This is a genomic window from Geobacillus sp. FSL K6-3411 (assembly GCF_037965715.1).
Classification (GTDB): domain Bacteria; phylum Bacillota; class Bacilli; order Bacillales; family Anoxybacillaceae; genus Geobacillus; species Geobacillus thermodenitrificans.
This window is the reverse complement of sequence record NZ_CP150187.1, coordinates 1,655,095-1,681,163: the sequence shown is the minus strand read 5'-3', so window position 1 is coordinate 1,681,163 and position 26,069 is coordinate 1,655,095. Positions and strand designations below refer to the sequence as shown.

At 50.9% G+C, this 26,069-nt stretch carries 24 protein-coding genes; 8 read left to right on the top strand and 16 right to left on the bottom strand.

The window, feature by feature from the left end:
- Nucleotides 1-7 precede the first annotated feature (7 nt).
- The 3 genes from NSQ22_RS08525 to glnA form a co-directional block, all read right to left on the bottom strand.
- Nucleotides 8-754, bottom strand: a complete 747-nt coding sequence (locus NSQ22_RS08525) for a xylose isomerase (protein WP_029760810.1) — start codon at nt 752-754, stop codon at nt 8-10.
- Nucleotides 755-1,028: 274 nt separating this feature from the next.
- Nucleotides 1,029-1,916 (bottom strand): sulfite exporter TauE/SafE family protein, encoded by an 888-nt coding sequence (locus NSQ22_RS08520; RefSeq protein ID WP_029760812.1) that lies wholly within the window; start codon nt 1,914-1,916, stop codon nt 1,029-1,031.
- Nucleotides 1,917-2,054: 138 nt separating this feature from the next.
- On the bottom strand, nt 2,055-3,413 hold the full coding sequence (gene glnA, locus NSQ22_RS08515) for a type I glutamate--ammonia ligase (RefSeq protein ID WP_008879224.1): 1,359 nt from the start codon (nt 3,411-3,413) through the stop codon (nt 2,055-2,057).
- 518 nt (nt 3,414-3,931) lie between these two features.
- Between glnA and NSQ22_RS08510 the strand changes: the two genes are divergently transcribed.
- A complete protein-coding gene (locus tag NSQ22_RS08510) occupies nt 3,932-4,078 on the top strand; it encodes a hypothetical protein (RefSeq protein ID WP_339264507.1) in 147 nt (48 codons plus the stop codon).
- 58 nt (nt 4,079-4,136) lie between these two features.
- Here the strand turns inward: NSQ22_RS08510 and NSQ22_RS08505 are convergent, their stop codons facing one another.
- Complete coding sequence (locus tag NSQ22_RS08505; protein WP_029760814.1) at nt 4,137-4,700, bottom strand: thioredoxin family protein; 564 nt, start codon at nt 4,698-4,700, stop codon at nt 4,137-4,139.
- Nucleotides 4,701-4,846: 146 nt separating this feature from the next.
- Between NSQ22_RS08505 and NSQ22_RS08500 the strand changes: the two genes are divergently transcribed.
- The 3 genes from NSQ22_RS08500 to NSQ22_RS08490 all read left to right on the top strand — a co-directional run bounded on the left by NSQ22_RS08500 (nt 4,847) and on the right by NSQ22_RS08490 (nt 7,679).
- A complete protein-coding gene (locus NSQ22_RS08500) occupies nt 4,847-5,824 on the top strand; it encodes a hypothetical protein (RefSeq protein WP_339264620.1) in 978 nt (325 codons plus the stop codon).
- 197 nt (nt 5,825-6,021) lie between these two features.
- The gene (locus NSQ22_RS08495) at nt 6,022-7,026 is read left to right on the top strand and encodes an LLM class flavin-dependent oxidoreductase (RefSeq protein WP_339264506.1); all 1,005 of its coding nucleotides are present in this window, start codon (nt 6,022-6,024) and stop codon (nt 7,024-7,026) included.
- Between the two features lie 5 nt (nt 7,027-7,031).
- Complete coding sequence (locus NSQ22_RS08490; RefSeq protein WP_339264618.1) at nt 7,032-7,679, top strand: MOSC domain-containing protein; 648 nt, start codon at nt 7,032-7,034, stop codon at nt 7,677-7,679.
- Nucleotides 7,680-7,821: 142 nt separating this feature from the next.
- On the opposite strand, the gene NSQ22_RS08485 is transcribed toward NSQ22_RS08490, so the two are convergent.
- The 8 genes from NSQ22_RS08485 to NSQ22_RS08450 all read right to left on the bottom strand — a co-directional run bounded on the left by NSQ22_RS08485 (nt 7,822) and on the right by NSQ22_RS08450 (nt 18,220).
- Nucleotides 7,822-9,621 carry an ABC transporter ATP-binding protein gene (locus NSQ22_RS08485; RefSeq protein WP_008879229.1) on the bottom strand — a complete coding sequence of 600 codons (1,800 nt, stop codon included), beginning with the start codon at nt 9,619-9,621 and terminating at the stop codon, nt 7,822-7,824.
- Nucleotides 9,605-11,341 carry an ABC transporter ATP-binding protein gene (locus tag NSQ22_RS08480; RefSeq protein WP_029760820.1) on the bottom strand — a complete coding sequence of 579 codons (1,737 nt, stop codon included), beginning with the start codon at nt 11,339-11,341 and terminating at the stop codon, nt 9,605-9,607. The genes NSQ22_RS08485 and NSQ22_RS08480 overlap by 17 nt, the downstream gene beginning before the upstream one ends.
- 273 nt (nt 11,342-11,614) lie before the next feature.
- A complete protein-coding gene (locus tag NSQ22_RS08475) occupies nt 11,615-12,040 on the bottom strand; it encodes an STAS domain-containing protein (RefSeq protein WP_008879231.1) in 426 nt (141 codons plus the stop codon).
- A gap of 65 nt (nt 12,041-12,105) precedes the next feature.
- Nucleotides 12,106-12,537 carry an ATP-binding protein gene (locus NSQ22_RS08470; RefSeq protein WP_223812850.1) on the bottom strand — a complete coding sequence of 144 codons (432 nt, stop codon included), beginning with the start codon at nt 12,535-12,537 and terminating at the stop codon, nt 12,106-12,108.
- Nucleotides 12,538-12,552: 15 nt separating this feature from the next.
- Nucleotides 12,553-13,998 (bottom strand): SpoIIE family protein phosphatase, encoded by a 1,446-nt coding sequence (locus NSQ22_RS08465; RefSeq protein WP_327054302.1) that lies wholly within the window; start codon nt 13,996-13,998, stop codon nt 12,553-12,555.
- Nucleotides 13,999-14,230: 232 nt separating this feature from the next.
- Nucleotides 14,231-15,334: a GerAB/ArcD/ProY family transporter gene (locus tag NSQ22_RS08460; protein WP_339264503.1), complete on the bottom strand. Its 1,104-nt coding sequence runs from the start codon at nt 15,332-15,334 to the stop codon at nt 14,231-14,233.
- 67 nt (nt 15,335-15,401) lie between these two features.
- Nucleotides 15,402-16,598, bottom strand: coding sequence for a Ger(x)C family spore germination protein (locus tag NSQ22_RS08455; protein ID WP_339264501.1), 1,197 nt, complete (start codon nt 16,596-16,598; stop codon nt 15,402-15,404).
- Entirely contained in the window at nt 16,595-18,220 is a 1,626-nt protein-coding gene (locus tag NSQ22_RS08450) for a spore germination protein (protein WP_339264499.1), read from the bottom strand. The genes NSQ22_RS08455 and NSQ22_RS08450 overlap by 4 nt, the downstream gene beginning before the upstream one ends.
- Before the next feature lie 190 nt (nt 18,221-18,410).
- Here NSQ22_RS08450 and NSQ22_RS08445 point away from each other — a divergent pair, with 190 nt between their 5' ends.
- Nucleotides 18,411-18,578, top strand: coding sequence for a hypothetical protein (locus NSQ22_RS08445; RefSeq protein ID WP_339264498.1), 168 nt, complete (start codon nt 18,411-18,413; stop codon nt 18,576-18,578).
- A gap of 49 nt (nt 18,579-18,627) precedes the next feature.
- Here the strand turns inward: NSQ22_RS08445 and NSQ22_RS08440 are convergent, their stop codons facing one another.
- The 4 genes from NSQ22_RS08440 to NSQ22_RS08425 all read right to left on the bottom strand — a co-directional run bounded on the left by NSQ22_RS08440 (nt 18,628) and on the right by NSQ22_RS08425 (nt 21,980).
- On the bottom strand, nt 18,628-20,334 hold the full coding sequence (locus NSQ22_RS08440) for an ABC transporter permease (RefSeq protein ID WP_339264497.1): 1,707 nt from the start codon (nt 20,332-20,334) through the stop codon (nt 18,628-18,630).
- Nucleotides 20,327-21,208 (bottom strand): ABC transporter ATP-binding protein, encoded by an 882-nt coding sequence (locus NSQ22_RS08435; RefSeq protein ID WP_327054296.1) that lies wholly within the window; start codon nt 21,206-21,208, stop codon nt 20,327-20,329. Before NSQ22_RS08435 ends, NSQ22_RS08440 begins: the two co-directional genes overlap by 8 nt.
- Nucleotides 21,174-21,581 carry a GntR family transcriptional regulator gene (locus tag NSQ22_RS08430; protein WP_327054295.1) on the bottom strand — a complete coding sequence of 136 codons (408 nt, stop codon included), beginning with the start codon at nt 21,579-21,581 and terminating at the stop codon, nt 21,174-21,176. Before NSQ22_RS08430 ends, NSQ22_RS08435 begins: the two co-directional genes overlap by 35 nt.
- Before the next feature lie 120 nt (nt 21,582-21,701).
- Complete coding sequence (locus NSQ22_RS08425; protein WP_339264494.1) at nt 21,702-21,980, bottom strand: YetF domain-containing protein; 279 nt, start codon at nt 21,978-21,980, stop codon at nt 21,702-21,704.
- A 262-nt stretch (nt 21,981-22,242) separates the two neighbouring features.
- Between NSQ22_RS08425 and NSQ22_RS08420 the strand changes: the two genes are divergently transcribed.
- From NSQ22_RS08420 to NSQ22_RS08410, 3 genes are read left to right on the top strand one after another with little or no spacing between them, the layout of a single operon-like run.
- A complete protein-coding gene (locus NSQ22_RS08420; protein WP_339264617.1) occupies nt 22,243-23,337 on the top strand; it encodes an endospore germination permease in 1,095 nt (364 codons plus the stop codon).
- On the top strand, nt 23,334-24,866 hold the full coding sequence (locus tag NSQ22_RS08415) for a spore germination protein (RefSeq protein WP_339264492.1): 1,533 nt from the start codon (nt 23,334-23,336) through the stop codon (nt 24,864-24,866). The genes NSQ22_RS08420 and NSQ22_RS08415 overlap by 4 nt, the downstream gene beginning before the upstream one ends.
- A complete protein-coding gene (locus NSQ22_RS08410) occupies nt 24,863-26,011 on the top strand; it encodes a Ger(x)C family spore germination protein (RefSeq protein WP_339264490.1) in 1,149 nt (382 codons plus the stop codon). The genes NSQ22_RS08415 and NSQ22_RS08410 overlap by 4 nt, the downstream gene beginning before the upstream one ends.
- Nucleotides 26,012-26,069: the final 58 nt, after the last annotated feature.

The following is a 26,069-nucleotide window of genomic DNA, read 5'->3' as shown; positions in this document are numbered from 1 at the left end:
CCTCTTTCTACGGTGCTTGAAGCAAACGAATGTAATATGGTATGAACTCAACATCATTGATCGGAAATTCTAGTGCAATCGGCAAGTCAGTCGAAAATGCCCTTAAAATCGCCTTCCATTCTTTCGAGTTTTCTTCTGTTAACGGAACCGTTTTCAATCTCCCATCATACTTTTCCACATGTTTCAGATGGACGTAACGGATAAAGGGATGAAAATGGCTTAGGGCAACCGCTGCACTTTCTCCGCAATATTTCCAATTTCCAATATCGAACGTCATATAAACAGGCAGTTGATACTCATGAATGTCGTTGAAAAACCGGTATAAAGAGGAAATGGTCCCCCCATTAGGGGTTTGATCATTTTCGATGAACAGTTGCAACTGTTCCTTGATTTCTTCTAACAATGTCTTTAAATCGTCCATCTCGCAAAGAAGGGGATCGTAACAGCCTAACGGTACTTTTAACATCACCGCTCCTAACTCTTTTGCTTCCTGGATGACAAGATGAAGTTCTTCATTTAACCGCCCGTTTGCCGCCCAAAGAGGACTGGGAGAAGAGTAAACAAGAAACATCCCCATTTCGTCAGCAATCGTTTTCAAATGCCCAAGCGGATGATCGTGAACCGTTAACAGCTCCCTCCGAATCTCTACTCCAGAAACTCCCGTCCCGTACATTTTTTGAATAAAAAACCGTTGCCCTTTTTCTCGCACTTCGTTTCTATCCAAAGCATTGAGCGGGATCACAACATTTCTCATATTCACATCACCCCCTTTATTATTCGTTTTGTAAAACGTTTTAGTAAATCGTTTTACAAGAAGCATTTTATCACTCACTGAATTATCTGTCAATCATTTTATAATATTCAGACTTATATCTGCCCAAAAAACGAAATGGGAGCGAGACGATCCCTGCACCAATCAACCGATCGCTGCTCCCACCAGCATTTTTCATTATTCATGCCATACCATGACCTATGATCCATAACAATCATCTGACTCAAACTGTTACTACTTACACTTTCTTGAACGCTTATGACACCATCTCCCCGCTGGCCACTTTCCCTTTCCGCCCGTTTTTTATTGCCATCCATACCGCGGTGGCCCAACCAATAACGATAAGCCCATAAACGGTCGGATATACTGGCGCCGGCACCTCCCAAGCGTGAAGGAGTGTGCGGGCATTCGTCAAAATAATTAATCCGCCAACGAGCACTCCGAGCAAATGGGACGGCAGTTTGCGCACAAGCCAGGCGGCAATCGGAGCAGCGACAATCCCGCCAGCCATGAGCGTCAGCACCCAATACCAGTTCACTTGCTCCCAACCGAGGGAGATCGCAAAGCCCAATGTCGCTGATAATGCGATGGCAAATTCGGACGTATCGACTGTGCCGATGACTTTGCGCGCTTCCGTGCTTTTATTCGCCAACAAGATTGGTGTCGCGATCGGCCCCCAACCCCCGCCGCCGGTGGCATCAAGAAAACCAGCCGTCAATCCGAGCGGAATAAGCTGCTTATTTGACCATTGCTTCTTCGATTTGGATGACGAACGGCCGTTTAAAAACAAAAAGCGATAAATAATATAAAAGCCAAGCGCCAATAAAAACAACGAAATGTACGGTTTGATCAAATCCCCCGGCAAATTGCTTAAAAAGCACGCTCCTACAAACGCGCCGACCGATCCAGGAATGATCAGCTTAACTACCATATCGCGGTCGATGTTGCCAAATTTCCAATGAGACACACCAGACGCCGCAGTCGTCACGACTTCCGCCAGATGAACGGACGCTGAGGCAACGGCCGGAGCAATGCCGAACGTCAATAAGAGCGTCGTTGACGTGACGCCGTACGCCATCCCGAGCGATCCGTCAATGAGCTGAGCGATGAAGCCAACGAACACAAAAACGATGAGTTTTTTCATCCGTCTCCCTCCGTTTGCATGATTTGGCATGAGTAACTTATGCATTTAATTTAATTCCAACTATACATAGTTGTCAACTATGAATTTTTAAAAAAATAAAAAGGACGCCCTGAACAAAGCAGAGCACCCTTTGTTCCATTAGAACTTCCCTTGATATTGCTCGATTTCCCACGCATGAACCGCCGTGCAGTAGCTGTTCCATTCGTCTTTTTTCATCGCCACGTATTCATTGAATACGTGCTCGCCAAGCGTTGCGCGGCCGATTTCTCCACCTTCGAATGCCGCAATGGCAGCACCTAAGTTTTCCGGCAAGTTATCAATGCCAAGTTTGGCACGGCGGTCTTCTGACATATGGAAAATGTCTTCATCAACTGCAGCCGGCGGCGTTAGGCCTTTTTCCACACCATCCAAACCAGCTGCAGCAATGATGGCGTACGCCAAGTACGGGTTGGCCGACGGGTCTGGGCAGCGCAGCTCGACACGCGTTGCCATACCGCGTTTCGCCGGAATGCGGATGAGCGCGGAGCGGTTCGAAGCAGACCACGCGATGTAGCAAGGCGCTTCGTAACCTGGCACAAGCCGTTTATACGAATTGACGAGCGGATTCGTCACCACCGCGAAATGTTTGACATGATGCAGCAACCCCGCGATAAACTGGTACGCTGTTTCCGAGAGCTGGTTAGCATCATTCGGATCAAAGAACGCATTTTCGCCGTCTTTAAAGAGCGACATATTCACATGCATCCCTGAACCGTTAATACCAAAAACCGGTTTCGGCATGAACGTCGCATGAAGACCGAATTTGCCGGCGATCGTTTTGACGACCCATTTGTATGTCGTCGCATTGTCTGCCGCGCCGAGCGCGTCTGCGTATTTGAAGTTGATCTCATGCTGACCTTCCGCCACTTCATGGTGCGATGCTTCGATCGTAAACCCCATCGCTTTGAGGGCGCGGTAAATTTCAAGACGGACGCGTTCCCCTAAGTCTTTCGGGGACGGTTCAAAATAGCCGCCGTTATCATGGAGCTCAAGCGTCGGATTGCCATTTTCATCCGCTTTAAACAGGAAAAATTCGAGTTCCGGACCGACTGAGATCGCGTATCCTTTTTCTGCTGCCCGCTCAACCGTTTTTTTCAACACGTTGCGCGGATCACCTTCAAACGGCGTGCCGTCAGGATTAGCCACCGAGCAGAGGAAGCGCGCTTCCGCATAACCTTCCTCGACCGTCCACGGCAACACCGCAAACGTATTTAAATCCGGAACAAGGTACAAGTCAGAACGATTGATCGGCGAGAACCCTTTGATCGACGAACCATCAAACATGATTTTCCCCGCAACGACATCATCGAGCTGTTCAACCGTCACCGTCACATGTTTTAAAATTCCTTCAATGTCAACGAACTGCAAATGGAGAAGCTCAACACTTTTTTGTTTGATCGTTTCTTTAATTTGTTCTAACAGGGGCGCTTGGGTAGAGGAAACGAACGATTTCAACATGTTACATTACCTCACATTCACACGTTTATTTTCCTAACATGTTTTTATTATAGAAAAAGACCGATCATTTGGCAACCTTTTTTCGAAAATTTTTCTGCATTTTTATAATGTTTTTTGCAATCGGTTTCAAAAAAAAGGGTGAAAAAACGAATGTTTATGCAAAAAGGAACGGCTTGGGAAATGATTATCTCTCCCAAGCCGTTCTTAGTCATTCGCTATCCATGTTACATTTTCTCCACACATTGCCATAATCCGAACGGAATCAGCGGAAAACCGCTCGATAAACGTATGCGCCCCTCATAAGCGGTTGCCAGCATCCCGCCCATCTTCATCATTTTAGCGCAGGAGGCCCCGGTGCAACGAATGAGAAGGGCGGAGCCCAATGAGTAACTAGGGGAAGAAGGCGCCTTCCCCCTCTCTCTTCTAATAGGCTATTCACAAACCAATACTCGATATCGTTTGCCGCCATCTTCTCACTCTTTGTTGTTTACATAATGTTAATTATGAAAACTCAAAGAATGAAACAAAAACAATGGAAGCCCTTCCTCTCATCCATCCTTGCCGCTCCGAAGCGGCGCCAGTGTGAATTTGTCAGCGATTGGCGGCAACAAAACGCCGTGCCAGCTGCACTCGCATGCAACGGCACGGCGTTGACGATTCCTTGATGAGCGAATGATGTTCTTCCTATCATACCCGTTTGACAATGAGAAGTCAAGTAAATCACTATGATGTTGGCTTCCATTTAATGCTGCAGCCGATGCTCGGCTTTTGGTTTTCCGGCACGGGACGACCCGCCAGCAAGGCATCAAGCGCTGCGCGAATCGACTCCCCGGTCACTGGAATGCCGTTGTTTGGACGTGAATCATCGAGCTGGCCACGATAGACGCATTTCAGTTCACGGTCAAAAATGTAAAAGTCCGGGGTGCAAGCGGCATCATATGCCTTCGCCACTTCCTGCGTCTCATCGTATAAGTATGGAAACGGATAGTTGAACTCTTCGGCCACTTTTTTCATGTTTTCGGGTGAGTCTTCCGGATATTGTTCGGCGTCATTGGCGTTGATCGCGACAAATGACACCCCTTTTGGCATGTAATCGTTCGCTAAACGGACGAGCTCGTGCTGTACATGCTTCACAAACGGACAATGGTTGCAAATAAACATAATGACAGTCGCCACGTCAGATTTCACGTCATCAAGGCGAACGAGTCGGCCATCGACGGCGTTCGTCAAGGCAAACGACGGGGCCTGTTTGCCAAGCGGAAACATATTCGATTCGACAGCTGGCATCATGAACACCCTTTCTCCCGTTTTTTCTTCCTCATTATACCAAAGAGCGAACACCCCGACAAATATGCCGCCCAAACCGAACCGAAAAGCATGGCATATGATGACACATAGGCGAATGGAAAGGAGGCTTGCATGCATTGATTTACATGAACAAGCGGATGACCCCGCGCGTATACAGCGCGACTCCTCCTCCATCCTCACACGTCGTGTTCTATCACCGCCGAACCGCCGCAGACGAACTGCTCGACCAGCAAAAACAGTTATTTGAACAGTTGGCGGAAACACTCGCTCGGATCGAGCAAACGGTGGAAGAAGGGCAGCTGAAACAGGCGCAACAGTACGAACAGACGGCTGGCACCTTGGCTCACCTCGAACAATCGCTTATCAATGAACAGGCGGAACAGAATGAGCTTGGTGGTCAGCTCGTCCGGTCGCTCGCTGATCTCAAGCAGACGATGGCAGCGGGGCAGACGGAGCAAACAAGGCTCTATCAGGAGCTTGCCGGAACGCTTGCTCTCCTCTTGCAATCCGTTGAAACCGGACAAGAACAGCAGACACAGCAAAACGAACGATGGACAGAAGCGCTCACCCGCATCGAACAGCGGCTCGCTGTCAGACAGACAGAGCAAGCCGAGCTCACCGACATGCTCGCTCGCCTTGAGCAATCGCTCATCGCTCAACAGCAAACAGAAAACGAACAACAGCATAAATGGGAAGAGCAGTTCGCGAAAGAAGAAACAGCGCGCCAATCGGTCATTGAAGCGTTGACAGTACAAAGCGAAACGTTGCGCCAGCTTGAACAGCGAACGGCTGAGCGGGAACAGCTGACCGAAGCGATGACTAGCCGCCTTGAAGAGCAAGAAAAACTATACCAACAGCTCATTGATCAGCTCGAGTTGCAGCAAGTCTTTCATCAGACGGTGATCGAACGGCTCGAAGCGCAAGAGGCGTCACAATACAAAATCACCCGCCAGCTCGACAGCTTAAAAGAAGCGCTATACGAACGGTGTTCATTTATCGTTGACAGCGTTAAACAACTCTTTCATTCCTTCTTCCCCGGACGCGCACGCCATCAAAAAACGAATCGTCAAACGGCCGAACAGAAAGAATCCGTTCACCTTTAGACTCTTCCCCATTTGACTTCACGACCGATCGCCGACAACTAAGCTCCCTTGGAAACTCTTGAAGAATCCGCCACCTTGAAACGGCGGATGATTTTTTGCCCGCTGCAACGTCGGGCAAATCAATAGACAAAACGAAGACTAACCAAGCATAATAAGAACTAACCATTTTTCACCTTGAACAAAGAGGAGGAACGAACATGCCGTTGCAACTCAGCGTCCTTGACCAATCGCCAATCGCTGAAGGCATGACAGCAGAAGAGGCGCTTGCAAACACCGTCCGACTCGCACAATTTGTCGAAGAGCTCGGCTATAAGCGGTTTTGGGTGTCGGAACATCATGATACAACCAGCCTTGCTGGCTCGTCTCCGGAAGTGCTGCTCGGTCATATCGGGGCGAAAACGTCGCGCATTCGCATCGGCTCCGGCGGCGTCATGCTGCCGCATTACAGCCCTTATAAAATCGCGGAAAACTTTCATGTACTTGCCGGACTCCATCCCGGCCGCGTCGACTTAGGCATTGGACGGGCGCCCGGCGGCATGCCGCGGGCGACGATCGCGCTGCAAGGCGACAGACGCCGACCGGTCGACCGTTATCCGGAACAAATCGATGATTTGCTCAGCTACTTGTATGATACCCTTCCACCGGTGCATCCGCTTTACGGAGTGAAAGCGACGCCGATCGTCCAATCGCCACCTGATGTATGGCTGCTCGGTTCAAGCTCAGAAACGGCTAAGTTGGCCGCGGCTAAAGGATTGCCATATGCGTTCGCCCAATTTATTAACGGTGAAGGCGGCGAACAATATATGCGCTTGTATCGCGAGCGGTTTGTTCCGTCACCGTATTTAGCCGAGCCGCGCTCGATGGTCGCCGTGTTTGCGATTTGCGCCGAGACAGATGAAAAGGCAGAGTGGATTGCCGGGAGTCTAGACTTAACGTTGCTCATGCTCGAGCAAGGGATGGCGGTGAACGGTACGCCAAGCCCAGAAAAAGCTGCGGCGTACTCATACAGTCCGTATGAACGCAAACGGGTCGCGGACAACCGGAGACGAATGATCGTCGGCAGTCCAGCGCGCGTCAAAGACGAATTATACCGGTTAAGCGAAGCGTATGAAACAGAAGAGATCATGCTCGTCACGATTACATACGATTTTCATGACAAGCTCACCTCTTTTCGGCTGATCGCTGAGGCGGTATGGGGGTGAAACGAATGCGAATCCTTTCGATTAACATCGGAAAGCCAAAAACAGTGGAGGTCAATGGCGAGCGGCTAGTGACCGGCATTTACAAAACACCAGTCGCCGGACCGGTCGCTGTCGGCAAACAAAACGTAGCCGGGGACGGGCAAGCGGATCTTATCCATCACGGCGGGGAAGACAAAGCCATTTGTGCCTATCCATCAGAACATTTTGCCTATTGGGAACAGAAATATGCCCGTCCGTTTCCCCCAAGCTCGTTTGGAGAAAACTGGACGCTCTCTGGACTGACCGAAGAAAATGCATGCCTTGGCGACATTTATGCCGCCGGCACGGCGCTCGTGCAAGTGTCGCAGCCGCGCCAACCATGTTCAAAACTCGCACTTCGCCACCGGCTCCCGGATTTGCCGAAAGCCGTCTGTCAAACGGGAAAAAGCGGATTTTATTTTCGGGTGCTGAAAGAGGGCATCGTCGAGCCGGATGCACCGCTTATCCTCATTGAACGTGGCGCTGGGGAGTTATCGATCGCCTATATGAATCACATTTACTATCATGAGCGGGACAATATCGCAGCCCTAGAACAAATCGCCCATCACCCAGCCCTATCAACGAGCTGGTGCGAAGCGTTTCTTCACCGCCTCACCAATCAGAGGAAACGATAAACCATTAAGATAACATCGTTCACCTGTTTAGCGCAACTGGCGAAATATCACCAATCACAACACAGGCGCCCCTATTGGAACGGCACTCCTGCTTGCTTTGCAAGACTCCGTTTGCCTGTCGGGGCGCCTTTTACACTTTGTCCTATGCTTGCTGTGTGCCGCGTTCCCAATAGCGGCGGTACAAATGGAAGTAAAATCCTTTCGTCGCTAGCAATTCATCGTGTGTTCCTTGTTCGATCACTTTCCCCTCGTTAAGCACGAGAATGCGGTCAGCATGTTGGATCGTGTTCAGCCGATGGGCGATGACAAAACACGTCCGACCGTCCATCAGCCGTGTGAGCGCTTCTTGAATGCGCACTTCTGTCACCGTATCGATATTGCTTGTCGCTTCATCCAAAATCAATACTGCCGGGTCGGCGATCATCGCTCGAGCGATGGCCAACAGCTGCCGCTGACCTTGGCTGATTCCTCCGCCGCCCGGTGTCAAGATGGTGTCATAGCCATTCGGCAGCTTCATAATAAAAGAATGGGCGTTTGCCTTCCGCGCCGCTTCCTCCACTTCTTCATCCGTCGCCTCAAGCCGCCCGTAGCGAATGTTGTCACGAATCGTTCCCTCAAACAAAAACGTATCCTGAAGCACGAACGCCATATGCCGCCGCAAGCTTGCCCGCTTGATCGTGCGGCTGTCACGGCCATCGATGAAAATAGCCCCCTCATCCGGATCGTAAAAGCGAGTCAATAGTTGGAGCACAGTCGTTTTGCCCGCTCCGGTCGGGCCAACGAGCGCAACCGTTTCTCCCGGGGAGACGGAAAATGTCACACCGACAAGCGCCGGGTGATGCTTGTTATATGAAAAAACGACATCGCGAAACTCGATGCGCCCATTGATCCGATCGATCGCTTCTGCTTCCTGTTCATCTTCCGCTTCGCGTGGTGTATCAAAAATTTCCAACACCCGCTCCGCACCGGCTAATGCCGACAGCAGCGTATTCCATTGGTTGGCCAAGTCGTTGAGCGGACGGGTAAATTGACGGGCGTATTCGACAAATACGACGATCGTTCCGACTGACACCGCCCCTTTCGCCGCGAGCCATCCGCCGATGCCGGCAATAAGCGCGAAACTCAAGTTGTTTAAAAAGTTCATCAACTTCGGAATGAAGCCCGAATACGTTTGTGCCCAAAACCCAGCTTGTTTCAACTCGGCATTTTTACGCGCCAATTCGGCTTCCATCCGCTTTTCTTGCGAGAACAGTTTCACGACTTTTTGTCCAGAAATGACCTCTTCAATAAAGCCATTCATCTCGCCAAGGGCGCGCTGCTGCTCACGGAAGCGCGCTTGCGTCCGACGCGTAATCCAGCGCATCCCGGCGTACATGAGCGGCACAACGACGAGCGTTACGACCGTCAATATTATGCTAAGCGAAATCATCACCGCCATAGCGCCGAGCAGCGTCAACGTACTTGCGATCACTTGGGTCACTGTGCTGTTAAAGGTCTGACTCATGTTATCGATGTCGTTTGTAATCCGGCTCATCAATTCGCCTTGCTGGCGGCGGTCAAAAAAGGAAATCGGCAGCTCATGAAAATGGCGAAACAGCTGTTCTCTAATCGCGTGCACCGTCCGTTGGGCGACGTCGACCATCCAATAGTTTTGCAAAAACGTCGTTGCGCCAAGGGCAGCATAAATTGACAGCAGAAAAACAAGCGTCGCGATGAAACCGTCCGTCTTCCGCTCGACAATATACAGATCGACTGCCCGGCCGATCACATACGGGCCGGCAAGCGCCAGCGCCGAGCTGGTGACGACCATCGTCACCGCCGCGAGCAGCTTTCGCTTTTGCGGGGCGATAAACGTCCAAAGCCGCCGCAGTGTGCCAACGCTGTTTTTGGCCCGCTGCCCCGTCCCAAGGCGGGCTCCGTGGTGGCTATGCCGTAGTGACATTGCTTTGTCCCTTCTTTCCTTCCTGCGTAGCGACAATCCGTCGGTATCGTTCGCTTGTCGCCAGCAATTGTTCATGACTTCCTTGGGCGATTAAGCGCCCGTCTTCTAAAAGCAAAATCGTATCGGCCGCCATCGCTGTACTCACTTTTTGTGTCACCATCACCGTCGTACACGCATATCGCCGCAAGGCAGCGAGCAACTTCGCTTCCGTCGCCGCGTCGAGCGCGCTCGTGCTGTCATCCAAAAGCAAAATGCTTGGATCGCCGACTAACGCGCGGGCGATCGACAGCCGTTGCTTTTGCCCGCCCGATAAATTGACGCCTTTTTGACCGACTACAGCGTCATACCCGTCCGGAAACTGAGCGATCGTTTCATGGATTTGCGCATCGGTGGCCGCTTGCATCATCTCTTCTGCCGTCGCCGACGTGTGGCCGAACCGTAGGTTATCGGCGATCGTGCCAGAGAACAACAGCACCTCCTGAGGGACGAAACGGACGGCCGTCCGCAACTGCTTAGCTGAGAATTCACGCACATCGATGCCATCAATCAACACCCGTCCAGCGCTCGGTTCATACAAGCGGGGGATCAGCTGAAGAAGCGTCGATTTCCCGGATCCGGTCATTCCTAAAATCGCCGCCGTCTCTTGTGGGCGGATGACAAACGATACGTCGGAAAGAGCATCATGCTTGCTGTTCGGATAACGGAACGACACGCGCTCAAACCGAATTTCGCCGCGCCGGATCGTCAGCCCATCCGTCTCGCTCGCTTCGGTTTGTTCTGTCGGCGCATCAAGCAGTTCGGCAAGGCGGGCGGCCGAGGCGCGCGCCCGCGACAACGCCATCGTAATGAACGTAAACAGCGATAACGCCGCCGTCGCCCGCGTCGCATAATTGACAACGGCAACGACTTCCCCGGCGCTGGCCGTCCCGCTCTCAATATCGAGGCGTCCAAAAAACAGAATCGCGACGATGGCTGCGTTCATGACAAACAATAATACCGGCGCGATCGTCTCAACGAGGCGGAGCACGCTCATCGTCTGCCGCATAAGTGCATCGTTTGCTGCAGTAAACCGCTCCTGCTCATATCCTCCCCGCATCCACGCCTTAATGAGACGCATGCCGGCCAAATTTTCACGCATCACGCCATTGACACGGTCCAATGCCCGTTGAACGGCGGAAAACGATGACACCGCCTTTTTCATCACCCATAATAAAAAAGCGGCTGAAAGCGGAACAGCCACTGCCAAAATAAGAGCTAGACGGGAATGGACGACAAACGCCATGGCAACGCCAAAGACGACGAGAAGCGGTGCACGCAAAGCGATACGCAAGCTCATAAACAGCATGTTTTGCACTTGCGTTACATCGTTCGTCATCCGGGTAATGAGTGAAGCCGCCGACAGCTGTTCAATGCGCGCTAACGAAAATGACTGGATTTTGGCAAATAACGTTGTGCGCAGCATAAAGCCGTACTCCTGCCCAACGTAAGCAGCGGCAAACGAATTGGCAATGCCGGCGACAAACGCCAACAGCGAAGCGCCAAGCATGACGGCGCCCCACGTAAAAATGGCGGTAACATCCCGTTTCATCACACCATCATCAATGATTTTCCCCATTAATAGCGGCTGCCAAAGTTCAATCGTCAGCTCTGTCAACATGAACAGCCAAGCTAAAGCCATCCACTTCCGATACGGCCGCAAATAAAGAAGCACTCGCCGCACGTTGCGCCCCTCCCCTCTCCTGTTCCAGCCAAAGTGCCGAGCCGCCCTTTACCTTCATTTCTAGTTTTATTCTAAACTCGAACCATTTCTTTGACAATGATGACGCCTTGAGAACTTATTTGCGATGTGAACAAAAAAACCCCGAACAGCCGATCATGGCCGCTCGGGGTCTCGCAGCGTCAACATTCACGCTGCCAGTCGACAGTTGACCCAACGGCAGTTGCAAAACAGCCGGGGCTCACTTTTTATAATCCCGTTCCCAACGGGGCCGGTTTACGATCGGCATTGTTGCCATGCCGAATAGAGCTCCTCTTGGCCGATAGAATCCGGGGAGCGCAACGGAGGGAGCGATAGCAGTTCCTGTTCATCAGCAACGATTGGCAATAGCCGGTCAAGCTTGGCAATTAGCAAAATCTTTTTTAGCACAGCATTATCCCGGACGATCATGGCCATCGCACGGTTGGCGCTGACCACTTGTTTGAAAAAGCGGACAAGAAACGCCAATCCGGTGCTATCCAAAAATTGGAGGCCGCTTACATCGATCACAACAAGGCGACGCTTGACGGCGGCTGCTGCAACCAACAGCTTTTGTTCCGCAGCCAGCTGCGTATCATAAGCGAGCCGCCCGGTCAGCTTAATGCACTCGTACGCAGGTTCTGTAATCATTTCCAGTTCAAACGACAACCAATGCTGTTTCATCATATCCCCCTATCATTGACCAACCCTGCTCCGCCCCTGCCGCCTATGTTCATCGAGAAGCTGGACTAAAACGGTCTTTGTTGCGCTCTTTGCATTTTCATCACCAGCGTCCGCCGTCCATCCGCCCGCTCCACTACAGCCGTCATATCCATAATTTCATGAATCAGCAATAGCCCGCGACCTGATTCAGCTAGGAGCACATCGGAAAGCGTTTTTCTACCAAGCTGTTTGAACATTTCCTTTGGGATACCGTCACCGTCATCCTCGACCGCCACCGTCACTTCATCATCTGTAATGGAAAAAAACAATAAAATCGTCCCCTCGTTCAGTCCTAACCGCCGAACGGCTTTCACCGCATTAACAATCGCCTCATGCACAGCCAGCACAAACAATTCGGCATCGCGGACAGCAAATAAACAGGCGGTTTGCTCTGCGATCAGATCGCAAAATGCAATCGCCTCCTCGCTCGCCTTACAGCGCACCACCCACTCAGCCACCAAGTGAGCTCTCTCCTACCCATGGACTGTAATTGACAGCAAACAAACGTCATCAGTCGGCCTGGCGAGCGAAGGACTTTGGCTGATTAATTGTTCTAGGAAACCTTTATCCGGCAAATGACGGTACATTTGCGTGCATGTCCGAATTTTTTCAATACTTCGCAAAATTGACGGATCCATTTCCTCTAAAATGCCGTCCGTATATAGAAGCAGGCGGGCTCGCCTATTGTAATCGATCACCCCTTTTTCAAACGGCAAAGAAAACGGGCTGCCGATCGCCAAGCCGCCTTTATCCAACTCATGCACACTCCCATCCTCAAAGACAAGCAGCCCGGCAGGATGGCCGGCATTCGTGTATTCAATTTTGCGCTCTTTTGTATCAATAACTAAATAAATCATCGAAAATAAATAACGCATGTCATTCGTCTCGTCCGGGAATAAGTTTTGCACATGCTTCTCCAGCTCACTTGCCACGGAAACGGGATCAATAACTCGCACAATCAACCCACGTAAAAGCGAGCGGAGCAGCATGCTCACTAAAGCCGAGGAAATGCCATGACCCATTACGTCGATGACGATCACCCCATAGCGGTATAAATCGATTTGGTAGCAGGCATAAATATCGCCGGACAAATCATCGGACGGAATATAGACCGCTTCCATCGTTACTTCCTTATTTTGGATGAGCGGTGTCAACAAATTGTGCTGAATTTTTTTCGCCAGCTCGACTTGGCGCCGACGCTCACCTTCCTTTTGTTTTCGCTTGGTGATATCTTCTGCAAGAACAACATATCCGCTTGAACTTGGCACCGGAATGATCGTATAGGCGATATAGACCGGCGTACCGTCTTCGCGTTGTACAATTCCTTCACCGCATTGCCGCCTCTCAGGTGGAAACGGGAGCGGCGTTTGACCGCTGTGGCGGAAAAGCGTCCATATCGGACGTCCGATCGCTTCCTCTTTTCGGTATCCGAACAGCGCTTCGGCACCGTTCCCCCAATCTTGCACCGTCCCGTCCGCTGCCACTGGAACAACGGCAAACGGCGCAGAAGCATAAATGGTGCGCAACACCTCAGCCGACGTCAAAGTGGAGGCAGAGAGCGAGGTCTTTCGTTCAGCAAACTCCCAAACGAGCCATTCCCCTTCGCTCCCCGACAGGGCATAAACGCTCATCCGACTCGCGTACATCTGCCCATCTTTGACTACATGGTGCGCCTCCCCTTGCCAATATCCGTCCTTTTTCACCGCTTGGGCAATATGGTCAAACAAGCCGGCAGATCGTTCTGCCGGAAAAAGAGAGCTGGCCGGCCGCCCGATCAATTCCTCTTTGGCCCATCCGAGCCGCTGTGTCATTCGCTCGCTGACCGCAAGAATGAAAAATCGGCGGTCCGTAATCATCATGCCGCTGCCCAACCGTTCAGCGTCTAGCTGGTCGATCGCCTGTACATTCGCTTTCACCATCGTTCAACCCTTTTTCTTTTAATAGTAAAATCTTTAGTTCCTCAGCCGACACCGGCTTTCCGAAACGAAAGATGCGTCTCGGCGCCGTGCTTCTTCCACCCCGCCTTCGGGATGTATTTTTATCACCATTCCACCCATTTGTTTCGAAATAAAAAACAATGCTATTGTTTCATTCGCTCTTTTTCATTCATTTTCCTTCTTTTTTCGCCAAAAACCATCTAGTCCGTTTTTCTTATTTTGCCGGCTGGTTAAACCGCCGACGAATCGCCGCAATGATGAGCAGCAACACCGGAATAATGACTTGGAGCGGAACATGCACGTAAAAGGTGACGATTTTCAATCCTTCTTGAATATGTTCCGCATAATTGCTGGCAATAACAACGGACAAAATGAGAATAAGCAGACCGAGTGGATAGACGAGCCGCCGGTAGCTCGAAATACCAAACAAGTTGGCCGCCCCAACGATCCCGGCGTAAAAAAAGATAGAGATTTTAAAAAAGCCGCCGGCGATCAAGATAATCATAAAAAAGACGTCGAGACGCTCTAAAAAATCAGCCACTTGCACGCGACGGATCGTATCCAAAAGCGGAAACGACGAGCGCGATACCGTGTCCGGTCCGAGGACAGCCACATTGATCGCCATAATGAGCGCCAAATTGATCCCGCTCAGCACCATGCCGACCACCCCGGCTCGTCCTACTTTTGTCGGAGTATTGATATAGGGAAACAGCATCGTAAACACGATCATCTCACCGAACGGAACATATAACGTTTCGGTAAACACCGTTTTCCATACCCGCCTCCATCCTTCTTCCAACATCGGCTGCAGTTGGGTCACGTCAACGATCCCTGAAACAAAAACAAGGACAAATCCGATGATTGCCAAAAAGTAAAGCACTATCAAAAACAGTTCACCAGTGCGCGCCAATACTTCAATTCCTTTATAGACGCCATACATCACAGTCAACGCCATAATCGCATTTAACACAAACAACGGCGTCTCCGGATAGGCAAACGTCAACAACAGTTCGCCAAAGTCGCGCAGCACACGGGCGGCAATATAAAGAAAATATGTAATATAGACAATAGCTAACAGCTTGCCGAGCGGTGCTCCGACAATTTGTGGCAGATAAGCAGTCAGCGGCTGATCGGGATAATACTCAAACAAACGGCGATAAACGAAAAATAACAGCAGTCCGATCGCCAAGCTAAGCAAAATGGAAATCCATATATCTTGCTTGGCGCTCACACCAAGTGGAATGACGACGGCACTGCCGTGCTCGAATAGCACAATTAACACAAATAACTGGCGCACGTTGATTTTGCTCGATTCCAATCGTATTCACCGCCTTTGCCTAGTCCCCCCATCCCCACGTGCCGGCTGTGCCGGCGACGATTGATTATTAATACGGCTTATCCCCCATTCTCGTGCGACGGATATGCATATCTGTTGTCACAGTGACATCAAGTTCAGGAAAATAGCGATCGTGCCACTCTTTCTCGATCTTCTTCCATAAGCGTGGAGCAGCGCGGTGAACCGCGGCGCCAAACCCGAAAACATCTGTTTTTTCACGCTGGGCCGCTTTAATCGCTTTTGTGACGTCCTCCTTAGCGCTACGTTCAAGTTCTTTTTCTAAGCGGAATAACAAACTAGTGTCGGCTAAGTTAATAGGAACTCTTGACTCGCTGAGTTCTCCTTCCGCTATGATATGGATCGAAATGGACGGACGGCCGTTTTTGATTTTCGCCTTTACCTTCGTTTTTGACCGCGTCGTCCGATAGCCGATCGCTTCTTTCTTTCCTTCCCAAGGAACGGTAAGATTTGTGTACTGAATACGTTCTAATACCCACATCATGCCCCTTGCTGTCGGCCCGTCTACCCAACGAACGAGGCGGTCATTTTTAAACAGAGCGAGCCCGTCTAATTTGATGCGTGCATCCGGTACGGACGACTGAACATTTTCTTGCCGTTTTCCTTTTCTAGGATCCCCTTCAATGGCTACACCGGTCATCACTGGGTTTCTCTGAGACAGGGCTATGTCGCGAACCGTCTGCCATATATCGATATTGCTCGTTTCTCCCCATGCCAGCTCGGAAAACTTAAGCATTTGAATAATTTGTCTGGCAGAAATTTTATCGATCGGCGTTAGCACCGAGAGCACCTCTTTCGCTGAATGGCCGCGAGCGATGACAAGTTTGGCTGTCGTCCGGAATTGATAGTGCCGCTCCAAGGCATCAAACACCTCATCCAATCCTTCGCGCGCCAGCTCTTCACTGATGACAACTAAGTTCGTATGGGCATAATACAAGAGACGCGACACTTTTTCCGTAGCTTTCCTGGATGCTTCGGACACACTGTCTCCGGTCGACGTATAGATCGACACCGGCACGCCTCCCGCCCCACCACCGCTCGGCATTGCCCCGGCAACGTTGCCCGGATTGACGACTTGAAGCGAGGCTAAATATTCGCCTTCTTCCGTTTTATCAAGGCCAATGGCAATGACAAACGCCAAATCAGTCAGTTCTCTTTGACTCCAGCAACCCGCAAGCAAACAAACATAGGCGGTGAGTGATATAAAAAGGGCGAAGGCTCGTTTCATGACTCATCCCCCTTCCCTTGGCGTGACGGCGTTGGCTGTTGTGGCTTTTGATCGCCTGATTGCCGAACGATATTTTTTTGGCTGATAAGATGAGGCCGCTCACGAAACATCCATGTCGGGAGGCGAAACAGCGTATCACCCATATTCGACGGCATAAACGGAGCAAGCGGCGACATGTACGGGACGCCGAACGAACGTAAGCTGCACAGATGAATCGTCATGACCAAAAGACCCATCATAATGCCGTAAAACCCGAACATCGCCGCCAAAAACATGAGAGCAAACCGGATGAGCCGCGCCGAGATGGCAATAGCAAACGATGGCGTCGCAAAGCTGGCGATAGCCGTAATTGAAACGACGATCACCATTGCTGACGATACTAAACCGGCCTCAACCGCCGTCTGACCGATGACAAGCGCTCCGACAATCGATACCGCCTGGCCAACGGCGCGCGGCAAGCGGATACCCGCTTCGCGCAAAATTTCAAACGTCACTTCCATAATGAGCGCCTCAACGAACGCCGGAAACGGCACCGCCTCACGCTGGGCAGCAATGGCAATCACGAGCGGAGTCGGAATCATCTCCTGATGAAACATTGTCCCAGCGATGTAGGCTGCTGGTGCGACAAGTGAAATAAAAAAAATGAGCACGCGCAAAAAGCGAAGAGCCGTTGCAATATCAAAGCGAGCGTAGTAGTCTTCGACCGCTTGAAAAAACTGAATAAACAATGCTGGTGCAACAAGGACAAACGGTGTCCCTTCAACAAAAATGGCGACCCGCCCTTCAAGCAAATTAGCGGCGACAATATCGGGCCGTTCCGTATGATAAGTAGTTGGAAACGGCGTGAACGTCTGATCTTCAATCAATTGTTCGATATAGCCGGACTCGAGCACACCATCAATATCGATGCGGCGAAGGCGCTTCTTCACTTCCTCGATGATTTCGTCATTGGCGATCCCTTTTACATACATGATAGCCACATCGGTTTGCGTCACCGTGCCGATTTGCATCGTCTCAAGCCAAAGGTTCGGGTTTTTGATGCGGCGGCGGATCATCGCTGTATTCGTGCGCAATGATTCCGTAAACCCATCACGTGGTCCACGAACAGCGATTTGCGTTTGCGGTTCTTCAATCGAACGGTATTGTCCGCCTTTCGTGCTCGCGCAAATGGCAAACGATGTCCCATCAATCATCATTACCGTCGCTCCGGAAAACAACTCGCAAAACAGTAGTTTCCAGTCAGCAACATGCTTCACTCCGCCAACCGCAGCGAGCTTTTGTTCGATCCATTGCAATCGCTCTTTTTCCTCGAGTGCGATCGGAAAAGACGCCGTAAGCAGCGGCGTGAGCAAAAACTCGTACACGTTTTTTTCATCAACGAGCCCGTCAACAAAGACAACGGCTGCTTTCATTTGCTTTTCCTGGCCGAGGGAAAAACGGCGAATGACGACATCGTCGCTTTCTCCGGTCGCCCGCCGGATGATGTCGATGTTCACCGCCAGTTCAGCTGACATTGGCTCTTGTGGGACATCCGCCGCTTCACCGCTATGGTCGGCGCCTTCTTGCTGCACGCCATCGTTCATCTGTTTTTTTTGCCGACGCATCCCCCATTGAAACAACATGCCCTTCTCCTCCTTGCTTCATGGCACTTTTATCCTCCATTATAGGCAATCGGGCAAAAGTATATACGAGGGTGCATCATTCCTCCCTAGCCGGTGAACACTAAGCAAAAAACGGCAGGTGTGGCTTGCTTTGAAAGTCGTATTCTCCTCCCTCACCTTTCTGCTTCTGTTAGTCGGAACAGTTCTAGGAATGGACATGTTGTTAGGATTAACGGTGTACCAATCGCTTGATAACATACTCAATCGATTTTCCATGATGGAAGCGGCTGAGCTGTTTCTGTTGTTTCTTTTTTTCGCCTTTTGGCTGCTTAACTTGCTTACTGTATGGCTTCGGCGGCGAAAAAACACGCCCTCTTGACAAATCAAGCGGGGAATCCTATCCGCTTCCCCGCTTTTGACTCAGTCGGTCATTCTGTGAGTTTGTTCCATACTTTTTGTTGTTTGAGCCATTGACGAACGTGCACATAATCCGCGTTGATCGAAAAATACAGTGTATCGCCATCGCTCTGCAAAAGCTCAATCTCTCCGTACACTTCTCTCCCCATGATGATGTTTTCAACCGGTTCGTTCCATAAATCTTGTTTGAGCGCCTCGATAAACGCTTCAATTCCCTTCGGCTCAGCTAAAACAAGCACTGGCTGTCCTGTATTCATGTTTCGTATCGTTACCTCGCGGATTGGCGAGTAGCCGCTTGGGCGAAGCAATAAATAGTATTGCTGTTTATATTCTTTCGACTCCATGATGCGGCGAAAATGCGTCATATACGATTCGATCGGTACTTCATAGCAGCGAATGAGGCGCGTGCCGTCTTTGAGCACATAACCGATCACCACCCGCTGAACGTTGCTGAGATGGGACGGCGACGGTTGATCGTGCGTGAGCTGTTCGTGAAACGCCCGCACCGCCTCGATGTTTTCTTTTGTGCGGAGAAATTGGTCATATTCCACGAACGAGCGGCCGATCTGCTCTGGCCGTTCAAAGTTCATCGTCGACTGACCAAAGTACACTTGCTTAATGTCTGCCTCCGCCGGCACACGCTGCTCGTAACCGGTAAGATCGGCGCGAATGATGAAGGAAAGAACGACCATTACCCCTATAAACGCGACATACCCTTTCCAGCGGTGAAATACGCGCCACGTTTTCGCGATGACCATCTGAGCAATTGCGTACCCAAGCAAAGAAAACGTTACATAACCGAATACAATCCAACCCCATTGCCGCTCCACTTCTTCAAAATAAAAACCGCCAACAAGCCACGTGCAAAACGCTACTCCATACACAAACAGTGGACGGAGCGCCCGAAACGCCAACGCCTGCCCAGCCGCTTCTGTCGGTCGCCGCTCATACAACCAAACAGCAATGGCAAAAAAGAGAAGTGACAATAAGAGCAACAGCCCTATCTCCCCTGCACTCATGGGCTGATCCATTAACATCACGTAACGAATCGGGATCACCAACCGCTCCAATTCTGTTGATAAATAATAGTGTATATCCGGAAACCCAGACAATAATAATGATAAATTCTTGTAAATCAGAACAAGCATGCCGGCTGGAAAAAAGAGAAAAATATTCGTCAGCACGACATGGAGCACTGATTGGCCGACAAGAATACCAACAGCGATACCAAGGGCAAAGATGAACGTTTCAATGACAATCGTTTCACCGAACCAGTGCCATACGTCCGCCGCTTTGAGCCGCCACGGGAGGTCTAGCCCGTACAAGCAGCCGATGGCAACAAGAGCCACCATAACGAGCGGTATAACCAACATGAGCCAGCCAAACACGATTTGGCCTGTGAGCAACTCGGTGCGGCGGATGGGCAAACCATGAATAAAATCAGCCGACCGTTTGTCATGCATATAGCGAAGCACACCGGCAGCCGCCAACACAGGAACAAGCCAGGCGATCAGCGCTTCTAACGCATTCGATATATGGTATACACTGTCCCACTGTGGCATATTGCCTACTTTCGGGTCATATTGGGAATAAACCAAGGCGATCGGCAGCACGATCGCCGCCAGCCATAGCAGCAAATGAAGGATCGCAATCCAACCTATTTGGCGAATATTTTGCGTCCACATGGCGCGGTTCGCCGACCACCGTTTCCTAGACATGAGCGCCCCTCCCTATTTCATACATAAAAATTTCCTCAAGTGATAGCGGCAACACATCAAGGATGAGAGGATGAAACGCGCGAACCGTCTCCTCTATGCGCCGCTTTTCCCCACGGACGACAAGCAGGACGATGCTTCCTCGTTCCTCGCGATGCACAATATCGAGGCGTTCCACCAATTCACTCGGAAAGCCATCGCGAAAAGCGAGCTGCAACTTATGCATGCCGGCGCGCAGTTCATCCAAATCTCGTTCTAACCGCACCGTGCCGCGCTCCATCAACCCAACAATGCCACATAAATCTTCGAGCTCGCGCAAATTATGTGACGAGATGACAATCGTCATTTCCCGTTCCACCACTTCATCAATCAACAATTGTTTCACATGGCGACGAACGAACGCATCGAGCCCATCGAGCGGCTCATCCATAATGAGCACATCGGGTTGAACGGAAAAGGCGAGCCAAAACGCGGCTTGACGCTGCATTCCTTTGGAAAACTGCTGAATTTTTTTATCAAGATCCAACGAAAACGCCTCCTGCAGCTCCACAAACCGCTCGCGGCTGAATGACGGATACACTTGTTCGTAAAAGTCCGCCATTTGCCGAATCGTCGTATGCGGAAAAAAATATACGAAGTCCGGCAAAAATAAAATGCGTTGCTTCACGTTGGTATTTTCCCATACCTCTTCTCCATCGATCACGATCGTCCCTCGATCTTGGCGGAGAATGCCAGCCATTAGCTTCAGCAACGTTGTTTTTCCCGCTCCGTTCGGTCCGAGCAGCCCATAAATCACCCCTTTCGGCACGGTCATCGTTGCACCGTTGACAGCGGGAAACCGATCAAACGTTTTCGTCACGTCTACGAGTTGAATCATTGTTCTCCTCCTCTTCCTCCCCTTCTATGATCCATTGCCATAACAGCTCGTTTGTCACTCCTAAAAACCGCGCTTCCTTGACGAGGCGGATGAACTGTTCATGAACAGCAGCGATCGCCTCGGCGTTTGGCTCTTTCGGGCGCGACGCAACAAAACTCCCCTTCCCTGGAACAGAATAAATCCAGCCATCGCGTTCGAGTTCGCGGTACGCTTTCTGAATCGTATTCGGGTTGACCATCAGTTGTTTCGCCATCGCCCTGACCGACGGCAACTGATCATGCGGCTGCCATAATTCGCGGACGATCATTTCTTTCATTTTTTCGATCAGCTGTTCATAAATCGGCTGCCGGCTTCGTACATCAAGTTCAAACATCTCCCCTCCTCCTCTCATCGTCACAACCGTACTATAACTAATAGTACACTTAAAACAGAAGAAAGGCAAGAATTTTTTCCAAAATAAAGAAAGAATCCATTCCCGGATTCTTTCTTCATCTCATTCCGGCGCCGTTTGCCGCCGTGTTGACCGTTGCTGCTCGGCGGGCTGATACGTCTGAACAAACAGCCCATCTCCTTCGAGCCACTCGGCGATCAACACGTCTTTTGGCGAGGCAATTCCTTGTTTTTGCAGTTTGGCGGCCAGCCATTGCTCCGTTTTCCCAAGCTCCGCTAATTCGTCTGCCAACAGCTGGCCATCGCGGATCAGCGTCACCGGGACATACACCGGGTGGGGCGGCAGCTGGAAATCTTCACGCCGATCGTCAAATGAAGCCATTTCATGCTGCGCCCCCCTTGCATGCCGTTGATGTTCGCCCTTTCTTCCCTGTATTGTGCCCCCTGCCTCCTGAGAAGTTTCACTGTTGGTTTGCCGTTGGAACGGATAAATTCCCCTGGACTGGAAACACTATCGTTTTAGAAAGCCAATCAGCGGCATTTCATCAGAAAAGAAGCCGGTTCAGCAAGGTTTCTGGAATCAGCAGCCTTTTGCCCTACATCCCCCGCCCTTTGGAGATTGCATGGAAAGAAAGGGATTCATGATGAACGGACAACCGCTTAGCGCCCTGCAATTGTTATTCATGATCATGCTGTCGGTCGGGCTGATGAATCATGTCATCATCATCCCCTTTATGCTTGAGGCCGCCCACCGCGATGCGTGGATCGCCGCCTTGGGAGCGTTGGGAGGTTTGCTCCTCTGGCTGCCGCTGCTTTATTTCACCATCCGACAACTGAACGGCGAGCGGCTGTTTGACTGGCTGAAAAGCCGGTTTTCGAGCGCGGCTGCTTATGCGGTGGCCGGTGTCAGCAGCGCTTTTTTGCTTCTTCATAGTTTTGTCACGTTAAACGATACGATCACGTTCACCACTACCTCCTATTTGACAGCGACGCCGAAGTGGGCGCTCATTCTCTTTATGGTGATGGCTTGTTTTTATAATACGTATCGGGGCATCGATTCCATTGCCAATACAGCGATGATTATTTACCCGTTCGTGATTGTGTTTGGCTTTTTCGTGATGCTCTCGACCACACCGCATAAAGATTATTCACTGCTCAAACCAATGCTTGAGCACGGCATGGAGCCTGTATGGCGCGCCATGATGTACGCGGGGACCGGATATGCGGAAGTGATTGTTCTTTTGTTTCTTTCTCATCGCCTGCCTCGCCCGTTTTCATGGAAGGCGCTTGCCGCGATTGCCTTCTTCACCGCCGGGCTGAGCATCGGGCCGACGATTGGCGCCATCACCGAGTTTGGCCCCGAGCAGGCGACGCGCCTTCGCTATCCGGCATTTGAGCAATGGCGGATGGTCAGCTTAGGGACGTACATTGAACATGTCGACTTTATGTCGATCTACCAGTGGATATCAGGCGCCTTTATCCGCATCTCCTTGTCGATGGCGCTCATTGTAGAGCTGTTCCCGATCCGCCATCCGCAAACCCGCCGTTGGGTGCTCATTGTCCTCTACTTGGCGATCACATTGGCGGCGCTGGCACCGGTCAGCGATGAACAGTTTTTGCATTTTGTCAAACATGGGGTGCTGCCGACATCGCTGCTGTTTAGTCTTGCGCTGTCCGTTGTGTTAAGTGGTTTCACTTTGTTGGCATATCGCAAAAAGAAAAGAGGGGTGGCAGGATGAAACGACCGATGCGAGCCGCCGAAGGCAAACGGTTGAAAGACGATTACACGGGGCTCGAGACCGTCATCATCTCCGAAGAGGCGTTGCGCACGATGTACGCGAAATGCCCGGATGTCATCATGACGGAAGCCGCGATTCCAACCTCTTTTGACGGCTCGGCGGCTGTCGTGCACTTGCTGTTTATCTATTGCGAGGAACTGTGCGATGCACAAATGCTGCAAAAAGCCGTCTATCCGATGTTCCGTGAACTGTGCGAACAGCATCCGTGCTTTACGGCTGCTGACATCGAGGCCCGCAAACCGGCGGCGCTTGAGTATATGGGAAAAGAAGTGCGGATCGATGATCTCAACTTCAAGCTGTTTAGCGGTGATTTGCTCATTTATTTCCATGAAGCCGATGTCTTGTACACGATGCCGCTCGCGAGTCCGCCCAACCGTGACCCAGAGGAGCCAAACACGGAAGTATCGATCCGTGGACCCAAAGATGGATTTATTGAAGAAATCAGCAAAAACGTGGCGCTCATCCGCAAGCGGCTGCGCTCGCACCGGCTCGTCTATGAACCGTTTGTCATCGGCACGCGCAGCCAGACAAAAGTCGGGCTCCTTTATGTCGATGATATTGCCAACACGACCATCATCGATGAGGTGAGAAGCCGTCTGCTCAGTTTGTACATCGACTCGGTGACAAGCACCAACCAAATTGAAGAGTGGTTGTCTGACACCCGGTTTTCTTTGTTCCCGATGTTCGGTTATACCGGGCGGCCCGATTTTGCCGTCGATTCGCTCCTCAACGGCCGTTTTATCATCTTGGTCGACGGGGCGCCGACCGCCTTGATCGGACCGGGCAATTTAACGTTTTTGCTGAACACGTCGGAAGACGACAACACGTTTTTCTTGTTTGTCGTATTTCAACGCCTGCTCCGGCTTGTCGGCACTTCGGTCGCCATTTATTTGCCGGGCGCCTGGGTCGCCTTGACCTCCTTCCATCCGGATCAGCTGCCGTTCACCTTATTGGCGACGCTCATTTTGTCGCGCCAAGGAGTGCCGCTTCCGGTGCCGCTTGAAATGTTTGTGATGACGATTTTGTTTGAATTGTTTAAAGAAGCTGGAATGCGTCTGCCAATCGCCATCGGGCAGACGCTGTCCGTCGTCGGCGGCTTGATCATCGGACAGGCGGCGATCAACGCTGGACTTGCCGCCCCAGCCACACTCGTGATTGCCGCCATTTCCGTCATCTCGACGTTCACGCTCGTCAATCAAAATATGGCCGGAAGCGTCACCTTGCTGCGGTTTATTGTCTTGACGGCTTCCACCGTTCTTGGCCTGTTTGGCTTCATTCTGTCGCTGTTTTTCATCTTGACTTATGCAGTCAACTTACGCACCTGCGGCATTCCGTACTTGATGCCGCTGGCGCCGCCGTCCAAAGATATCAGGAAAGTGTTTATCCCGAGCACATGGAAGCAGTTCCGCACGCGCGACCGCATTATCCGTCCAAATGATCTCATTGCAAAAGAGAGGGAACGAAAATGAGGAAGCGAGTCATTCCCATCATCGCCTCTATCATGCTGCTTGGCGGTTGCTGGGACACACGCAACATCGATCACGCTGTCTACATTCATTCAATCGGGATCGACTACAAAGATGGCCAAGTAATCGCCTACGTGCAATTGATCGATTTCACCGCCCTTGCCAAAGTCGAAGCGGGGGGCGGCAGAGAAAAAGCGGCGATTTCCGTCGGCAAAGCCGCTGGCGAAACGTTTAATATCGCGACCGACAAAATCTACCCTTCCATTCAACAAAGGGTGTCATGGGGCCATGTAAAAAGCATTGTCTTTACCAAACGGGCCTTGCAAAAAGGCATCGTAGCCGATGTGATCGACGTGCTGAACCGTTACAATGAAATTCGCCATACGGCGTGGGTGTACGCGACCGATGAGCCGATTTCCGACTTATTTCAAGCAACACCGTTGCTCAATGCTTCCTCATATTATTCACTGTTGTCCAATCCTGAGGAAATCTTCCAGCAAAGTTCGTTTATCCGCCCGATCCGTCTCATCCGATTGATTGCTGCGATGGATGAAAAAGCTGATGTAGCTAGACTCCCTTATTTAACAATTGAAGACAATCGTTGGGTGGAAAATAAGAAGCCAAAACAAATGTTGGCTATATCCGGCATTTGTTTTCTTCACGATTACCGCCTGCAAGGATGCGAGGGCCGTTCCGATTTGCAAGGGCTTCGTTGGTTGGAGCAGGACGTTCGGCGCACCCCGATTTATGTCAAGCAAAAAGAGAAAACCGTTGCCTCCCTAATCGTCCATAATCCAACAACGAAGTGGTCGGTCGACGTGAAGAACGGAAAGTATGCTTTTACTGTAAACGTCAAGGCGCAAGGAAATCTCCTCGAACTGCGTGAACCGCTCTCACGAAAACAACTGACCAAACTGGCGGAACAAACGGTGAAACAAGAAATCCACCGCTTATATAAACTTGGGAAAGAGCAACAGATCGATATATTGAATCTAGCGGAGCAACTGTATCGCCAGCGTCCGGATCTCTGGAAAAAACATCAGATCAACGGCCTCATCCCACTCCATAACAACACGCTATTCGTAAACGTCGAGCTCGTCATCAGTGCATCTGGAAAAGAAAAGCTGAATTACCGCGCTGGCGATTGAAAAGACAAAAATGAAGCGCCCTCTTGCCTGCGCTCACGCTGGGAAATGGGGCTTTCTC

What these genes read in the sequence shown, in the direction of transcription:
- NSQ22_RS08510 (WP_339264507.1), top strand. Translation starts at nt 3,932, where the DNA reads ATGAAACAAAAACAATGGAAGCCCTTCCTCTCATCCATCCTTGCCGCT.
- NSQ22_RS08435 (WP_327054296.1), bottom strand. Translation starts at nt 21,208, where the DNA reads ATGATTCAACTCGTAGACGTGACGAAAACGTTTGATCGGTTTCCCGCT.
- NSQ22_RS08410 (WP_339264490.1), top strand. Translation starts at nt 24,863, where the DNA reads ATGAGGAAGCGAGTCATTCCCATCATCGCCTCTATCATGCTGCTTGGC.
- NSQ22_RS08505 (WP_029760814.1), bottom strand. Translation starts at nt 4,700, where the DNA reads ATGCCAGCTGTCGAATCGAATATGTTTCCGCTTGGCAAACAGGCCCCG.
- NSQ22_RS08440 (WP_339264497.1), bottom strand. Translation starts at nt 20,334, where the DNA reads ATGTCTAGGAAACGGTGGTCGGCGAACCGCGCCATGTGGACGCAAAAT.
- NSQ22_RS08490 (WP_339264618.1), top strand. Translation starts at nt 7,032, where the DNA reads ATGCGAATCCTTTCGATTAACATCGGAAAGCCAAAAACAGTGGAGGTC.
- NSQ22_RS08420 (WP_339264617.1), top strand. Translation starts at nt 22,243, where the DNA reads ATGAACGGACAACCGCTTAGCGCCCTGCAATTGTTATTCATGATCATG.
- NSQ22_RS08520 (WP_029760812.1), bottom strand. Translation starts at nt 1,916, where the DNA reads ATGAAAAAACTCATCGTTTTTGTGTTCGTTGGCTTCATCGCTCAGCTC.
- NSQ22_RS08445 (WP_339264498.1), top strand. Translation starts at nt 18,411, where the DNA reads ATGGACATGTTGTTAGGATTAACGGTGTACCAATCGCTTGATAACATA.
- NSQ22_RS08425 (WP_339264494.1), bottom strand. Translation starts at nt 21,980, where the DNA reads ATGGCTTCATTTGACGATCGGCGTGAAGATTTCCAGCTGCCGCCCCAC.
- NSQ22_RS08500 (WP_339264620.1), top strand. Translation starts at nt 4,847, where the DNA reads ATGAACAAGCGGATGACCCCGCGCGTATACAGCGCGACTCCTCCTCCA.
- NSQ22_RS08495 (WP_339264506.1), top strand. Translation starts at nt 6,022, where the DNA reads ATGCCGTTGCAACTCAGCGTCCTTGACCAATCGCCAATCGCTGAAGGC.
- NSQ22_RS08450 (WP_339264499.1), bottom strand. Translation starts at nt 18,220, where the DNA reads ATGTTGTTTCAATGGGGGATGCGTCGGCAAAAAAAACAGATGAACGAT.
- glnA (WP_008879224.1), bottom strand. Translation starts at nt 3,413, where the DNA reads ATGTTGAAATCGTTCGTTTCCTCTACCCAAGCGCCCCTGTTAGAACAA.
- NSQ22_RS08525 (WP_029760810.1), bottom strand. Translation starts at nt 754, where the DNA reads ATGAGAAATGTTGTGATCCCGCTCAATGCTTTGGATAGAAACGAAGTG.
- NSQ22_RS08465 (WP_327054302.1), bottom strand. Translation starts at nt 13,998, where the DNA reads ATGGTGAAAGCGAATGTACAGGCGATCGACCAGCTAGACGCTGAACGG.
- NSQ22_RS08475 (WP_008879231.1), bottom strand. Translation starts at nt 12,040, where the DNA reads ATGAAACAGCATTGGTTGTCGTTTGAACTGGAAATGATTACAGAACCT.
- NSQ22_RS08430 (WP_327054295.1), bottom strand. Translation starts at nt 21,581, where the DNA reads ATGTTTGAACTTGATGTACGAAGCCGGCAGCCGATTTATGAACAGCTG.
- NSQ22_RS08455 (WP_339264501.1), bottom strand. Translation starts at nt 16,598, where the DNA reads ATGAAACGAGCCTTCGCCCTTTTTATATCACTCACCGCCTATGTTTGT.
- NSQ22_RS08415 (WP_339264492.1), top strand. Translation starts at nt 23,334, where the DNA reads ATGAAACGACCGATGCGAGCCGCCGAAGGCAAACGGTTGAAAGACGAT.
- NSQ22_RS08485 (WP_008879229.1), bottom strand. Translation starts at nt 9,621, where the DNA reads ATGTCACTACGGCATAGCCACCACGGAGCCCGCCTTGGGACGGGGCAG.